The sequence below is a fragment of the Gluconacetobacter entanii genome, assembly GCF_013155425.1.
GTDB classification, from domain to species: domain Bacteria; phylum Pseudomonadota; class Alphaproteobacteria; order Acetobacterales; family Acetobacteraceae; genus Novacetimonas; species Novacetimonas entanii.
Genome location: NZ_JABJWD010000006.1, coordinates 18,597 through 32,832 on the forward strand (window position 1 = coordinate 18,597; position 14,236 = coordinate 32,832).

Below are 14,236 nucleotides of genomic sequence, written 5' to 3' on the forward strand. Positions count from 1 at the left end.
AAAGGAACACTCATGAAGCGTCGTTCATTACTGGGGACAGCCGTTTCCATGGGTGTTGCCGCAGCACTGGCGCGTGCGGCGGGACGCGCCCATGCCGCCCCCGTCGCAACAGAGGGCACGAACCGCGATCACGGCCTCAATTCGGCAGGCCCGTTCGAGGTCGTGGCACGTTTTGACGGTCCCGGCCCATCAGGGGTTGCGGTGACACCGGGACGGCGCATCTTTGTCGGCTTCCCCCGCCATGCCGTCAACCATACGGGGGCCACGCTTGCGGAACTGCGCGATGACGGGCTTCATGCCTATCCCGATGCGCAATGGAGCCTGCCGTCGGACCGCCCGCCCGCGCAGCGCCTGATGTCGGTCCATGGCATGACCACCGATACGCGCGGGCGGCTGTGGTGCATTGACGATGGCAAGCTCGCGGGGCTGCCGCTGGCGCCGGGGGCGGCGAAGGTGATCGGGATTGATCCCGCCACCAACACGATTTTTTCCAATATCGTGCTGCGTCCCGGTATCGTCCTGCCCGACAGCCACATGAACGACCTGCGCGTGGACCTGACGCATGGGGCGGCGGGGACGGTGTATGTCACGGACTCCTCGTTCGGCATGTCGCCCGCGCTGGTTGTGGTTGACATCGCCACCGGGCGGCAGCGCCGGGTACTGGCGCAGCATCACGCCACACAGGCGGAGCGCGGTTTCATGGCCGTGGTCGAAGGCCGCCCGCTGGTGTTCGATCCCCCCCGGCACAAACCCGCCTTCGTCTGGGGCGGGGCGGACGGAATTACGCTCTCCCCCGACAGTGGCACGCTGTATTTCTGTCCGCTGACCAGCAGGCGGCTCTACAGTATTCCCACGGCGCTCCTGTCCGACTTTTCCACGACCGAGGCGCAACTGGCGCAGGCCGTGCGTGACGAAGGGGAAAAGGGCGTGGCCGACGGGCTTGCCACCGATGGGCAGGGGCGCATCTACACCACCAATTTCGAACATGACGCCATCTTCCGCCGCAATGTCGATGGGTCGTTCGACACCATGGTGCGCGATCCGCGCGTGCTGTCGCCGGACGGGATCTTTGTCGATGGTGGCGACGTTTATTGCACGCTGGGGCAGTGGAACCGGCTTGGCGGGCTGAACGGGGGGCATGACCTGCGGGTGCCTCCCTATTACCTGATCCGCTTTCCCACGGACCCGGCGGCAGCGGTCGATGCGCTGCATGTGAAATAGGCACGCCCCTTTCCCTTTGGGACGAATTGCGGCAAAAATCCCGGTCATGAATATTATGTCGCGCATGATGATGCCCCTGATCCGGCGCCTTGATCCCGAGGACGCCCATCAGCTTGCCCTCAATGCCCTGCAACTCGGGCTTGGCGGCGTATCGGACCCGGCCCGGGACGATCCCGCCCTGTCGATTCGCGCCATGGGCCTGCGGTTTCCGAACCCGATCGGCATTGGTGCGGGGTTCGACAAGAACGCGCTGGTGGTGCGTCCGTTGTCGCGTTCGGGCTTCGGTTTCGTGGAGGCCGGGACCGTCACCCCGCGCCCGCAGCAGGGCAATCCGCGTCCGCGCCTGTTCCGCCTGACGGAAGACCGCGCGATCATCAACCGCATGGGCTTCAACAACCAGGGCATCGACCGCTTTGCCGTGCGCATGGCGCGCCTGCACCGCGTCAGCGCGTCGGGCCGGCATGTGGGGGCAAAGGTGCCGGTGGGCGCGAACCTTGGCATCAACAAGACCGGCGCGGACCCGGAGCGCGACTATCCCCTGCTGGTCAGCCGCATCAAGAATTATGTCGATTACATCGTCATCAACCTGTCATCGCCCAATACGCCGGGCCTGCGTGACCTGCTGGAGGCATCGCGCCTGAAATCCATCCTTGATGCGATTGCCGCCGCCCATCCCGAACGTCCGCCGCTGCTGGTCAAGCTGTCGCCCGACATGGCGCGCGACGATATCCCCGATGTGGTGGAGGCCGCGATCGCGGGCGGTGCGCAGGGCCTGATCGTCACCAACACCACGATCTCGCGCCCGCGCAGCCTGCGCAGCGCCTATGCCACGGAAACCGGCGGCCTGTCGGGGCGTCCGCTGACGCCGCTGTCGTGCGATACGCTGGCGCACGTGTCCCGGGCGGCGAAGGGACGCCTGACGCTGGTGGCGTGCGGTGGTATCGAAAGCGGTGCGGACATTGTGGAGCGCGTACGCATGGGGGCCGACCTTGTGCAGCTTTATACCGCCTATGCCTATGAAGGGCCGGCGATCCTGTCGCGCCTGAAGCGCGAGACGCTGACGGCGTTGCGCCTGCAGGGGTTCGAAACCCTGTCCGATGCGAAAGGAACCGCCCTGTCGTGAAGGAAGCCAGCGGAATCGCCCCTGTGGCGGATCGGTATGACGGGTATATCGTTGACCTGTGGGGCGTCATCCATAACGGCGTCGCCCCGTATCCCGGTGCGCCGGAATGCCTGCGGCAGCTACGCAAGGCGGGCAGGCGGGTGATCCTGCTGTCCAATGCCCCGCGCCGGTCCGACACGGTGCAGCGGGGCCTGCGGGCGATGGGCATTGGCGACGACCTGTATGAAGGGCTGATGACCAGCGGCGAATGCACGCGCCGGATGCTGCAGTCGCGCACCGACCCATGGTTCGCGCAACTGGGTCGGCGGATGCTCCACCTTGGGCCGCAGAAGGATGTAGACCTGTTCGCGGGACTGGACCTCGATGTGGTGGAAGACCCGGCGCAGGCGGATTTCATCCTCAATACCGGGCCAGATGCCGACCGGGGGGAGGAGGACATTACGCCCTATCTGCCGATTCTGGACCAGTGCGCCAGACATGGGCTGAAGATGATCTGCGCCAACCCTGACCAGCAGGTGATCCGTGGCAACCGTCGCCTGCTGTGCGCCGGTGCGCTGGCCAGTCGGTATGAGGAAAGCCAGGGCGGGGAGGTGCGCTGGATCGGCAAGCCCCATCCGGAGGTCTATGCCCTTGTGGCGGGCATGATGGACCTGCCGGTGTCACGCATCCTTGCGGTGGGCGACTCCCTTGCCACCGACATGCGCGGCGCAAAGGGCGCGGGCGTCGATGGCTGCTGGGTGCTGGGCGGTATCCATCAGGAAATGCTGGGCGGAAGCTGGGCCGAGGGGCGCGATGCCGATTACGCCCTCGCGGTGGAGGAAGCCCATGGCGCGGGGCTTGATCCGGCGGTGTGCGTGCCGTCCTTCCGGTGGTAGGCGAGGGGTCGCGATAGACAGATAAAAGTTTCTGGGCGCCGCCTTTTTTAAAAAGGCGGCGTTCTTTGAAGCTTTTTGGAAAAAGCTTCACCAAAAACTTTTATTGTTAAGGGGCCTTTTTATTCGTACCGGTGACCGTTGACCGTCACATAGCCCGCGATGGGCCAGTTCCGGCTGGTGCCATGATGGGTCCAGTCGATACCCTGGCTGCGCAGGTTGTCGAAGTAATAGCGTCCGACCACATCCACATCATCGCCCTTCGCCACCCACGGCCATTGCGGGGCCTCCATGCGGTCAAGGTCGGAGACGATGCGGATGGAAATTCCCGACCCGACATCGACATAGAAATAGCCATGCCAGCCACTGCGGGTCCGGCGCGCGCGGGAGACGGCGATGACCCGGCCGCAGACATGTTCGGGCAGGTCGGCATTGCGGCTGTGGCGTTCCTCGTTCTCGAACCTGCGCTGGTCCTCAAGGAACCTGCGATTGTCACAACTGGGGGAAACGGACTCCCCCCACGCATGCGCGGTCGTGCTGGTCATCACCTGCGCGGCGGTGACCATCATGGCGCCCGCGCAAAAGGAGCGCAGCAGGGTTAAGCGTGCCGACATCACAGTCCTCATTCTGTCACTACATGTCTTCCATGCGTGGGATGCGTGTGCGCGTCAATGACCCGCACACGCATGCGTTATATGCGGCTGTGACGTTCTATGTCTTTTCGGCCATCAGTTGCTGGCGGGCCTTTTTCATTTCCGCGCGCGCGGTGGCGTCAAGCTTGGGCATCTGCAGGTCAAGCTGCTCAAGCGCTGCGATCAGCGTCTCGATCACCACCAGGCGGGCGAACCATTTCTGGTCCGCCGGAACCACGAACCATGGGGCATGCGGGCCGGCCGTATTGCGGATCGCCTGTTCATAGGCGTCTTGGTAACTGTCCCAGTATCCGCGTTCATGGATGTCGGCGGCTGAAAATTTCCAGTTCTTTTCAGGATGGTTGATGCGTGACAGGAAACGCTTGCGCTGTTCGTCCTTTGACAGGTGCAGGAAGAACTTGACGATCACCGTGCCCTGCCGCGCCAGATACTCCTCGAAATGGCGGATGTCGCGATACCGGTCGTCCCACAGCGTGGGTGATTTGCGAAGCTGTGGCGGGATCTTCTGGTTTTCAAGGATCTCGGGATGCACCCGCGTGACCAGCACTTCTTCATAATGGCTGCGGTTGAAGATGCCGATATGCCCGCCCTGCGGCAGGGCCAGATGTTCGCGCCACAGATAGTCATGGGCAAGTTCGACCGGGCCGGGCTGCTTGAAGGAGGTGACATTGACGCCTTCGGGATTGATGCCGGACATCACATGCTTGATGACGCCATCCTTGCCCGCCGCGTCCAGCGCCTGCAGCACGATCAGCATCGACCATTCACCATTGGCATACAGCCGCGCCTGCAGTTCCGACAGGCGGCCGATCTGTTCATACAGCCGCCGCTTGCCGCCTTTCTTTTCCAGCCCGCAGTCCTGCGCCGCACGTGTCGGGCAGGCCGAAAGCCTGAAATCCGTGCCATCGGTAATGCGAAAACGTGTCGCCAGTTCAGCCTGCGCCGCGATTGTGGCCGCGTCGGGCTGGGTCTTGGTACTCTTGGTCCTGTCCTGCATTGATACGGCTCAGTCCTTCATGCCCTTGACGACGGACAGGCCACCGGCCGCCTGACAGACCGGCATCATCTCGATCTGGTTGATGTTGACATGCGCCGGCAGGTTCACGACCCACGATACCGTTTCCGCGATGTCATCGGGCAGCAGGGGATGCGTGCCTTCGTAAACGGCCGCAGCCTTTGCATCGTCACGCAGGCGCACCTTGCTGAACTCGCTGCCGCCGCACAGGCCGGGCGCGATGTTGGTGGCGCGGACATTCCTGCCCAGCAGGTCGCAGCGCAGGTTGCGCATGAACTGTTCCACGAACGCCTTGGTGGCGCCATAGACGTTGCCGCCGACATAGGGATAGATCCCGGCCGTGCTGCCCAGCGAGACGATATGCCCGCGATCGCGCGCAACCATGCCCGGCAGCAGCGCGCGCGTCAGTTCCACCATGCCGGTGACATTGGTTGCGATCATGCGCTCCCAGTCGCTGATATCGCTTTCCTGCGCCTTGGAAATGCCAAGGGCGAGGCCGGCATTGTTCACAAGGATATCGACCTCCCGCCACTCGGCGGGCAGCGCGTCGGGCAGGGAGGCGATCGCGGCCTTGTCCATCATGTCAAGGCGCAGGGGCAGCAGCGCCTTGCCCAACTGTGCCGCCAGTGCATCCAGCCGTTCCTGGCGCCGGCCCGTGGCGATGACGCGATATCCATCGCGCACTAGGCGTTCGGCAATGGCCTTTCCAAAACCGGCGGTTGCACCGGTGACAAGGGCGATCTTCGACATGGGATGATCCTTTCGTTGTGTGATGGGGGTCATGGCGGACAGTGTGACGGTCCTGCGTGACAGATTCAAATTCGTAACGCGGATGGGCCGGGTTTTGTCCCGGGCGGGAGCGATTGCATGAAACGGTTGCAAAAAGGGGGGGATGTGGTTCTATCCTTTGCTCATGCCTAAGATATCCCTGACATCGGGCCACAACCTGACCGGACATTTGCTGGTGGCGACACCGGCGCTGATGGATACGCCCTTTGAGCGTAGCGTCATCTATCTGTGCGCCCATTCGGCCGAAGACGGGGCGATGGGACTGGTGGTGAACCGTCGCCTGTCGCAACCCATGCTTGACGATGTGCTGGAGCAGCTTGGCGTGGCCCCGGTGCCCCCGCGGCGTCGGATCGGCCTGTGCGCGGGTGGCCCGGTGGACAGTTCACGCGGCTTTGTCCTGCATTCCGCCGATTGGGAAGGCAATGGCAGCATGGCCGTCAATGACAGCACCATCCTGACCGCCAGCCTGGACATATTGCGGGTGATCGCCGATGGGGCAGGACCGCAGCATGCGCTGCTGGCGATGGGGCATGCAAGCTGGGAGGCCGGTCAACTGGAAGACGAAATACTGCGCCATAACGCATGGGTCTCCGCCCCCGCGACGGAACAGATCGTCTTCAGCCCCGATCATTCCGGCAAATGGCGGCAGGCACTGGCCAGCGTGAACCTTGATCCCGCATGGTTCAGTTCCGATAGCGGAAACGCATAGGAAAAAAAGCAGCGGCGAGACCATTACTTTAAAATAACTCAGGGTGCAGGGATCCCGATCCCTGCCGGGTCCGGGCAGGGATCGGATGTTTCATGCGCCGACTGCGGTGCACATTCAGGGGCTTTGCCCCCGAACCCCCACCAAAGGGCGCGGTCCTTTGGAAACCACTACTTTTGAGTGGATCAGGGCGCGGGGATTACGCTCCCTGTTGAGGCCGGGCGTGTTTCAGGGGCTTTGCCCCGAACCCTCACCAATACGAAAACAGGGGCCGTTTCCGACCCCTGTTCCCGGTTTCTCCGTCCTGAACGGCCGGATATCAGTCCGCCGCTTCGGACTCTTTCTCGTTATCGCCTTCATCCCCTTCCGTCGCCGAGGACGACGGATCGTGGGAGATGTAGTCGAAGTCCAGCTTGCCATCCTTGAGCGAGATCTTGACGACCCCACCCTTGACCAGCTTGCCGAACAGCAGTTCCTCGGCCAGCGGCTTCTTGATGTTTTCCTGAATGACACGACCCAGCGGGCGCGCGCCATACAGGCGGTCATAACCACGTTCCGCCAGCCATTCCTTCGCCGCCGACGAAATCTCGATCATCACGTTGCGATCCGCCAGTTGGGCTTCAAGCTGGAAGATGAACTTCTCCACCACGCGGTCCACCACTTCGGGCGACAGGTGGGCAAAGGGAATGATCGCATCGAGGCGGTTGCGGAATTCAGGGGTGAAGATGCGCTTGATGGCTTCCTCATCCTCGCCCTCACGCCCGTTGCGGGCAAAGCCGATGGCCTCCTTGCTCAGGTCCGCGGCCCCCGCATTCGTCGTCATGATCAGCATGACATTGCGGAAATCGACCGTCTTGCCGTTATGGTCCGTCAGGCGACCATGGTCCATGACCTGCAACAGCACGTTATACAGGTCGGGATGCGCCTTCTCGATCTCGTCAAGCAGCAGGACCGCATGCGGGTGCTGGTCGATGGCATCGGTCAGCAGGCCGCCCTGATCAAAGCCGACATAGCCCGGCGGCGCACCGATCAGGCGCGAGATCGAATGACGCTCCATGTATTCCGACATGTCGAAGCGGATCAGTTCGATGCCCAGCGTGCTGGCCAGCTGCTTCGCCACTTCGGTCTTGCCCACGCCCGTCGGGCCGGAGAACAGGTAGTTGCCAATCGGCTTCTCCGCATCGCGCAGGCCCGCACGCGACAGCTTGATCGCCGCCGTCAGCGCCTCGATCGCCTTGTCCTGCCCATAGACCATGCCCTTGAGGTCACGTTCGAGGGAACGCAGCGTCTCCTTGTCGTCCGACGACACGCTCTTGGGCGGGATGCGGGCGATCTTGGCGACGATGTCCTCGACATCCTTCAGGGTGACGGTCTTGCGACGGCGGTTTTCAGGCACCAGCATGCGCGACGCGCCGACCTCGTCAATGACGTCGATGGCCTTGTCCGGCAGCTTGCGGTCATGGATGTATTTCGCCGCCAGTTCCACCGCGCCACGGATCGCGTCGTCGGTATAGCGGACCTTGTGGTGCTTTTCGTAATTGACCTTCAGGCCACGCAGGATCTTCACCGCGTCGTCGATGGAAGGCTCCGCCACGTCGATCTTCTGGAACCGGCGCACCAGCGCGCGGTCCTTTTCGAAATGCTGGCGGTATTCCTTGTATGTCGTGGACCCGATGCAGCGCAGCGTGCCTGCCGCCAGCGCGGGCTTCAGCAGGTTCGACGCATCCATCGCCCCGCCCGACGTCGCACCCGCACCGATGACGGTGTGTATTTCGTCGATGAACAGGATGCTGCCGGGGTTGTTGTCGAGTTCGGTCACGACCGCCTTCAGCCGTTCCTCGAAATCACCGCGATAGCGCGTCCCCGCGAGCAGCGCGCCCATGTCGAGCGAGTAGATCGTGGAGTTGAGCAGCACCTCCGGCACGTCGCCCTCGACGATCCGCTTGGCCAGTCCTTCTGCGATCGCGGTCTTGCCCACGCCGGGATCGCCCACATACAGCGGGTTGTTTTTCGTGCGGCGGCACAGGATCTGGATCGTGCGCTCGATTTCCGAGTCGCGGCCGATCAGCGGGTCGATCTTGCCCTCGCTCGCCTTGTCGTTGAGGTTGGTGCAGTAGGTCGACAGCGCGTCCTGGTTCTTCTGCCGTCCCTTGCCGGCTTCCTCGCGCTCCGGGTCGGGCCCTTCGGAGGGCGTGCCCGCGACCGGCCGGCGCGTCGAACGCTCCGGCGCCTTGGCGATCCCGTGGGAGATGAAGTTGACGGCATCAAGGCGCGTCATGTCCTGCAGTTGCAGGAAATAGACGGCATGGCTTTCGCGTTCGGCGAACAGGGCGACAAGGACGTTCGCGCCCGTCACCTCGTCGCGGCCGGTGGACTGCACATGGATCGCGGCGCGCTGGATCACGCGCTGGAACGCGGCAGTCGGCTTGGGATCGACGGTGCGGTCGGACGCCAGGCCGGCAAGGTCCTTGTCGAGGAATTCCGTCAGGTCGTGGCGCAGCTTGTCGAGGTCGACGCCGCAGGCGCGAAAGACCGTGACCGCGTCGGGATCGTCGATGAGGGAGAGGAGAAGATGTTCGAGGGTGGCATATTCATGCCGCCGTTCGCTGGCGAGTGTCAGCGCACGATGAAGCGTCTGTTCCAGATTACGTGACAACATGCCGAGACGCTCCTTTTCCAAAGGGGGCCATTGCGGCCCCGGGGATCATGACCGGACAATCACTCCGATCTTTGTCCCGTTGCGGGGGGAATGCCAGAGGAAATTTGCATAAATCCGCATGAAAGAATGCAAAGGTGGGAAAATGCCTGATCGTGGCCTCAGTCCTTTTCGATCGTGCACTGCAGGGGATGCTGGTTCTGGCGTGCGAGGTCCATGACCTGCGTGACCTTCGTTTCAGCAACTTCGTAGGTAAAGACGCCACAGACACCGACGCCGCGCTTGTGGACATGCAGCATGATGTCCGTCGCCTCCTCCCGCGATTTCTGGAAGAACCGTTCCAGCACGTGGACGACAAACTCCATCGGGGTGTAGTCGTCATTGAGCATCAGGACCTTGTACATCGCCGGCTTGCGGGTCTGCGGCCGGGTGCGGATGACAACGCCCGCCAGTCCGTCGTCATTGCCGCTGTCGCCGTCGGGCCGACGCGGCGGGGTGTTTCCGCCATGTGCATGCGCAGGCAGGCGCATGCCGCGATGGTGCGGGGCTTGGGCGACAGGGGAGGGCAGGCGTGTGACGGACATGATCCTACCATATTGGAACTCTGTTCCCTGTTGAAAGGGGCAGGCGGCATTATGGGGCATCATTTTTTCACCTCCTCTCGGTTTCGTGTGGCGGCGGGGGACGGGGCATATGGCCCGGCAATATAAAGTTGCATGCGGTTTCAGCCATTTTTCGCAATTCCGCTCTGGACGCCGGTGCGTTCCGATGTCTAGGATGGCGCAGAATTAATTGTCATATGATGGCGACCGCGGGGATGTTCACCCGGTCCCGCACTGGATGATAATCACCGCATGTCCCCTTTTCCCCGTCGTCTGAAGCGTCTTTTCACTGCACGCGGCACCAGGGTGAAGGTTTCACTGCTGGTAGCGGGCGGCCTGATCGCGGGGCTGTTTGGCGGGGCGGGGCAGGCCCGTGCCCAATATGTGGGACAGATCAGTTCCATCGTCATGGATGCCCGCACCGGGGCCGTCCTGTCGCAGTCCAATGCCAGCCTGCGCCGCTATCCCGCCAGCCTGACGAAACTGATGACCCTCTACCTGACGTTCAAGGCGCTCAGGGCGGGGCGCATCACGCTGGACCAGGTGGTGCCCGTCAGCGCGCATGCCGCCTCCATGGAACCGTCGAAGCTTGGCCTGCGTCCGGGCAGCTATTTGACGGTGGAGGAGGCGATCCTTGCCCTCGTGACGAAATCGGCCAATGACGCGGCCTGTGCGCTGGGCGAATTCCTTGGCGCGGGGAGCGAGGAAACCTTCGCGCAGATCATGACGCAGCAGGCCGCGCGCCTGTCGATGAACGATACGTCGTTCCGCAATGCGTCGGGCCTGCCGAATGAGGAGCAGATGACCTCCGCGCGTGACCTTGCGACGCTTGCGCGGCATATCGCCCTCGATTTCAGCGAATATTACCATTATTTCGCGGTCCCCGCCTTCTATTTCCGGGGCCGGTACGTGCCCAACCATGACCCGATGCTCCAGTCCTATCCGGGGGCGGACGGGCTCAAGACCGGTTACACCGCCGTTGCCGGGCATAACCTTGTCACCTCCGCCGTGCGCGACAATGTCCGCCTGATCGGGGTGGTCATGGGTGCCTCGTCGAACGCGGAGCGTAACGAGGTGATGGCCGACCTGCTCGACGACAGTTTCAAGGCGGAGGGAATCGCCCCGGTCCAGCGTCCGCTTGTCCTTGCGCGCAATGCCCTTGCCGCACGCCACCGCGCGGTATCCGGGCGCGGTCGCCTCATGCTGGCGAGTTCGCGCTATCGCATGGACGGGCCTGAACAGGTCGCCGATGCGTCGATTCCGCTGTCCTATGCGCGACTGCGGCACGGGACGAATCCGGCCGCCGTCCATGCGGTCTCGCATGCCGCGACGTCGCACACCCATGCCGCCACTACGCATGCGCACGTCCATCTTGTGGGGATGGGGCAGGCGCATCGCGTCGCCACCACAAAGGCCAAGACGCGCAGCTAGATCCGCCTCGGCCGCTGACACGGCGCGCCGATGGGGGTATAGAACCTGTCGCCGTTCATGGGATGGCATCGCATCCATCGGGCCGTGGCGCCGGGAACCTGTCCCGGCGGGCGCGGGCGCGTGGATGTGATTACGCGATGACTAGCGACTGAAGGAATATCGGCATGGATGGCGACATGAACGAGGGCGCGATCGTCCTGCACTCCCCCGAGGATTTTGTCGGCATGCGGGCGGCGGGACAGCTTGCGGCACGGACGCTCGACATGATTACGCCATATGTGCAGGCGGGTGTGACGACCGGCGAACTGGATGAGCGTATCCATGCCTTCATGGTGGCGCATGGTGGCGTGTCCGCCACGATCGGCTATCGCGGGTATGAAAAGGCAAGCTGCATTTCCATCAACCATGTCGTCTGCCACGGCATCCCCGGCGACAAGGTGCTCAAGGAAGGCGATATCCTCAATATCGACGTGACCGTCATCCTTGATGGCTGGTTTGGCGATACCAGTCGTATGTACACGGTGGGCACGCCGTCGAAGAAGGCGCAGAACCTGATCGACGCCACCTATGAATCGCTGATGCTGGCCATTAAGGCAGTGCGCCCGGGCGCCACGCTTGGGGATGTGGGTCATGTGATCCAGACCTATGCGGAGGAACGGCGCTTTTCCGTCGTGCGCGACTTCTGCGGCCACGGTATCGGCCGGACCTTCCACGCCGCGCCAAACGTGCTGCATTATGGCCGTCCGGGGCATGGCGTCGTCCTGCGTCCGGGCATGTTCTTCACCATTGAACCGATGCTCAATATCGGCCGCCCGGATGTGAAGATCCTTGGCGATGGCTGGACCGCCGTGACGCGCGACCGTTCCCTGTCGGCGCAGTTCGAGCACATGATGGGCGTGACGGAGGACGGGTGCGAGGTCTTCACCTACTCTCCCGCAGGGCTGAACAAGCCGCCTTACAATATTGCCGGGTAAATGATTTCTCTGGCAGGGCTTTGATAAAAAACAATAAAAGTTCCAGGGCGTCGCCTCTGTCCTGAAAAGGGCGGCGTCCCTGAGGCTTTTTGGAAAAAGCGTCACCGGAAACTTTTATAATTTCAGTATCGTATCTATTTTCTTTTTATCAGTTTTTTGGAAAAAACGTGGCATGTCATTGCCTGTCAGGAAAATGAAAATGGTTGCTGGTCTGCGTCGTTCCCCATCCCGCCGGGCCGGTGGCCTGCTGCTGGCGGGCATGCTGCTGCTGTCGGATGGGGTGGCGTATGCTGCTGTCGCGCCGGCGGCGGTGCAGGATGATCCGCTGGCGTTCGGCGGCACGTCCGTACCAGTGGCGTCGGCCCCGCCCGTGGGCGGGCACGAGGGGATGGTCGTCTCCGCCCAGACGCTGGCGTCGCAGGTGGGCGCGCGCATCCTGCATGAAGGTGGCAATGCCGTGGATGCCGCCGTGGCCGTGGGATATGCGCTGGCCGTGGTCTATCCGGCGGCGGGGAACCTGGGTGGCGGTGGGTTTATGACCCTGCGGCCTGCGAACGGGCCTGCGGTGTTCCTCGATTTCCGCGAACATGCGCCCGGTGCCGCGACGGCGACGATGTTCCAGGATGCGAAGGGGAACGTCATCCCCGGGCTTTCGACCAAGGGGTGGAAGGCCGTGGCGATTCCCGGCACCGTCGCGGGACTGGAGCTCGCCCGGCAGCGCTGGGGCCATCTGTCGCGCCAGCAGGTGATGGCGCCCGCCATCGCGCTGGCGCGTGATGGGTTCGTCCTTGTGCCGGGCGATGTGGAACTGATTTCGCATGGCAATGACGACTTCCGCCGCGATCCCGTGGCGCGCCGGTCCTTCCTGCATCATGACGGCAGCGGACTGCAGGTGGGGGACAGGCTGGTGCAGCCTGAACTGGCCCGCGTGCTGGAACGGATTTCGCGCAAGGGGACCGACGGATTCTACGCGGGCAAGACCGCGCGTGAGATCGTGCGCGCCAGTCGCAAGGGGGGCGGCCTGCTGACGCGCGCCGACCTGTCGGGATACAGGCCGCGCATCCTGCCGACCCTGACATGCGATTACCGGGGCTATCACATCGACACCGCCCCCCCGCCGAGCGGTGGTGGCGTTGCGCTGTGCGAGATGCTGAACATCCTGTCCGGCTATGACATGCATCGCCTCGGCCTTTATACCGTCCCCGCCGTGCAGCGTGAGGTCGAGGCCATGCGCCATGCCTATGCCGACCGGCAGGACCTGGGGGATCCGGCGTTCGTGTCGAACCCGGTCGATCATCTGCTCGATGTGAATTACGCGCGCCAGATCCGCGCCGCCATTCCCAACGCCCGCGCGGTTCCGTCTGCCGCCGTGCGCCCAGGTGTCGCCGGGAACGAAGGGCAGGAGACCACGCATTATTCCGTGATGGACCGTGACGGCAATGCGGTCGCGGTGACCTATACGCTCAACGGATGGTTCGGCGCGGGCATGGTCGCGGGGCGGACAGGCGTGTTCATGAATGACGAAATGGACGATTTCTCCACCCGTCCGGGCGCGCCCAACATGTTCGGGATCATCGGCAGCAAGGCGAACGAGATCGCGCCGGGCAAGACACCGCTGTCATCCATGACGCCCACCGTCATTTCCCGTGACGGGAAGCCGGTCATGGTGATCGGCAGCCCCGGCGGGTCGCGGATTCCCACCATCGTGCTGGCATCCGTGCTGGGCGTGATCGATTACGGTCTGGACATCCAGCATGCCGTGGACCTGCCGCGCATCCATGAACAGTGGCAGCCCGAACCCGTGCAGGTGGAAGCCGGCGCGCTGACGCCCGGTGTCATCGCGAAGCTCCAGCATGAGGGCTACAGCTTCAAGGCCTATCCGCACTGGGGCGTGGCAGAGGGGATCCTTGTTGGCGGGCCAAGCCTGAATACACCGGGGGCCGACCGCTATTACGGTGGGGCGGACCGCCGCCACAGCACCAGCGCCGCCGTGGGCGAATGATGGCGGGGGCTTTTTTCGTACAAAGCCCCTTGTGCCGCACCGGGGTGTATGTGTTATGAAGTCCGTGGAAGATCGGCCGTAGACGGGTACCTTGCCAACCCGGTCAGGTCCGGAAGGAAGCAGCCGCAGTGAGTTTCGCTCGGGTTATGTGTCCGGTCTTCCACCCCTGAATCCAGTCCCTGCCACCCTGCG

Annotated in this window: 12 protein-coding genes and 1 other RNA gene; 8 read left to right on the plus strand and 5 right to left on the minus strand. The window is 63.3% G+C overall.

The window, feature by feature from the left end:
• Window positions 1-12 precede the first annotated feature (12 nt).
• Genes HNH97_RS01705 through HNH97_RS01715 form a run of 3 tightly spaced genes read left to right on the plus strand, consistent with a single transcriptional unit; the run spans window position 13 to window position 3,219 of the window.
• Window positions 13-1,221 carry an L-dopachrome tautomerase-related protein gene (locus HNH97_RS01705; protein WP_171789676.1) on the plus strand — a complete coding sequence of 403 codons (1,209 nt, stop codon included), beginning with the start codon at window positions 13-15 and terminating at the stop codon, window positions 1,219-1,221.
• A gap of 46 nt (window positions 1,222-1,267) precedes the next feature.
• Window positions 1,268-2,344 carry a quinone-dependent dihydroorotate dehydrogenase gene (locus tag HNH97_RS01710; protein WP_171789677.1) on the plus strand — a complete coding sequence of 359 codons (1,077 nt, stop codon included), beginning with the start codon at window positions 1,268-1,270 and terminating at the stop codon, window positions 2,342-2,344.
• The gene (locus tag HNH97_RS01715) at window positions 2,341-3,219 is read left to right on the plus strand and encodes a TIGR01459 family HAD-type hydrolase (protein ID WP_171789678.1); all 879 of its coding nucleotides are present in this window, start codon (window positions 2,341-2,343) and stop codon (window positions 3,217-3,219) included. The genes HNH97_RS01710 and HNH97_RS01715 overlap by 4 nt, the downstream gene beginning before the upstream one ends.
• A gap of 119 nt (window positions 3,220-3,338) precedes the next feature.
• Here HNH97_RS01715 and HNH97_RS01720 read toward each other — a convergent pair whose 3' ends face one another.
• From HNH97_RS01720 to HNH97_RS01730, 3 genes are all read right to left on the minus strand, one after another.
• The gene (locus HNH97_RS01720; protein ID WP_171789679.1) at window positions 3,339-3,830 is read right to left on the minus strand and encodes a DUF3465 domain-containing protein; all 492 of its coding nucleotides are present in this window, start codon (window positions 3,828-3,830) and stop codon (window positions 3,339-3,341) included.
• A 97-nt stretch (window positions 3,831-3,927) separates the two neighbouring features.
• Window positions 3,928-4,866: a polyphosphate kinase 2 family protein gene (locus HNH97_RS01725; protein ID WP_244949227.1), complete on the minus strand. Its 939-nt coding sequence runs from the start codon at window positions 4,864-4,866 to the stop codon at window positions 3,928-3,930.
• A gap of 9 nt (window positions 4,867-4,875) precedes the next feature.
• Window positions 4,876-5,634: an SDR family NAD(P)-dependent oxidoreductase gene (locus HNH97_RS01730; RefSeq protein ID WP_110912077.1), complete on the minus strand. Its 759-nt coding sequence runs from the start codon at window positions 5,632-5,634 to the stop codon at window positions 4,876-4,878.
• A gap of 163 nt (window positions 5,635-5,797) precedes the next feature.
• Here HNH97_RS01730 and HNH97_RS01735 point away from each other — a divergent pair, with 163 nt between their 5' ends.
• Complete coding sequence (locus HNH97_RS01735; RefSeq protein ID WP_110912206.1) at window positions 5,798-6,382, plus strand: YqgE/AlgH family protein; 585 nt, start codon at window positions 5,798-5,800, stop codon at window positions 6,380-6,382.
• Between the two features lie 316 nt (window positions 6,383-6,698).
• On the opposite strand, the gene clpA is transcribed toward HNH97_RS01735, so the two are convergent.
• Complete coding sequence (gene clpA / locus HNH97_RS01740; RefSeq protein ID WP_171789681.1) at window positions 6,699-9,038, minus strand: ATP-dependent Clp protease ATP-binding subunit ClpA; 2,340 nt, start codon at window positions 9,036-9,038, stop codon at window positions 6,699-6,701.
• Window positions 9,039-9,196: 158 nt separating this feature from the next.
• Window positions 9,197-9,565, minus strand: a complete 369-nt coding sequence (gene clpS, locus HNH97_RS01745) for an ATP-dependent Clp protease adapter ClpS (RefSeq protein ID WP_110912078.1) — start codon at window positions 9,563-9,565, stop codon at window positions 9,197-9,199.
• Between the two features lie 345 nt (window positions 9,566-9,910).
• On the opposite strand from clpS, the gene HNH97_RS01750 reads away from it, so the two are divergent.
• From HNH97_RS01750 to ffs, 4 genes are all read left to right on the plus strand, one after another.
• On the plus strand, window positions 9,911-11,068 hold the full coding sequence (locus tag HNH97_RS01750; protein WP_321200896.1) for a D-alanyl-D-alanine carboxypeptidase family protein: 1,158 nt from the start codon (window positions 9,911-9,913) through the stop codon (window positions 11,066-11,068).
• Window positions 11,069-11,232: 164 nt separating this feature from the next.
• Window positions 11,233-12,042, plus strand: coding sequence for a type I methionyl aminopeptidase (gene map / locus HNH97_RS01755; protein WP_171789682.1), 810 nt, complete (start codon window positions 11,233-11,235; stop codon window positions 12,040-12,042).
• A gap of 199 nt (window positions 12,043-12,241) precedes the next feature.
• A complete protein-coding gene (ggt, locus tag HNH97_RS01760; protein ID WP_171789683.1) occupies window positions 12,242-14,044 on the plus strand; it encodes a gamma-glutamyltransferase in 1,803 nt (600 codons plus the stop codon).
• Window positions 14,045-14,111: 67 nt separating this feature from the next.
• Window positions 14,112-14,208: signal recognition particle sRNA small type (ffs, locus tag HNH97_RS01765), an RNA gene on the plus strand.
• Window positions 14,209-14,236: the final 28 nt, after the last annotated feature.

What these genes read in the sequence shown, in the direction of transcription:
- HNH97_RS01705 (WP_171789676.1), top strand. Translation starts at nt 13, where the DNA reads ATGAAGCGTCGTTCATTACTGGGGACAGCCGTTTCCATGGGTGTTGCC.
- HNH97_RS01710 (WP_171789677.1), top strand. Translation starts at nt 1,268, where the DNA reads ATGAATATTATGTCGCGCATGATGATGCCCCTGATCCGGCGCCTTGAT.
- HNH97_RS01720 (WP_171789679.1), bottom strand. Translation starts at nt 3,830, where the DNA reads ATGTCGGCACGCTTAACCCTGCTGCGCTCCTTTTGCGCGGGCGCCATG.
- HNH97_RS01725 (WP_244949227.1), bottom strand. Translation starts at nt 4,866, where the DNA reads ATGCAGGACAGGACCAAGAGTACCAAGACCCAGCCCGACGCGGCCACA.
- HNH97_RS01730 (WP_110912077.1), bottom strand. Translation starts at nt 5,634, where the DNA reads ATGTCGAAGATCGCCCTTGTCACCGGTGCAACCGCCGGTTTTGGAAAG.
- HNH97_RS01735 (WP_110912206.1), top strand. Translation starts at nt 5,798, where the DNA reads ATGCCTAAGATATCCCTGACATCGGGCCACAACCTGACCGGACATTTG.
- clpA (WP_171789681.1), bottom strand. Translation starts at nt 9,038, where the DNA reads ATGTTGTCACGTAATCTGGAACAGACGCTTCATCGTGCGCTGACACTC.
- clpS (WP_110912078.1), bottom strand. Translation starts at nt 9,565, where the DNA reads ATGCGCCTGCCTGCGCATGCACATGGCGGAAACACCCCGCCGCGTCGG.
- map (WP_171789682.1), top strand. Translation starts at nt 11,233, where the DNA reads ATGGATGGCGACATGAACGAGGGCGCGATCGTCCTGCACTCCCCCGAG.
- ggt (WP_171789683.1), top strand. Translation starts at nt 12,242, where the DNA reads ATGGTTGCTGGTCTGCGTCGTTCCCCATCCCGCCGGGCCGGTGGCCTG.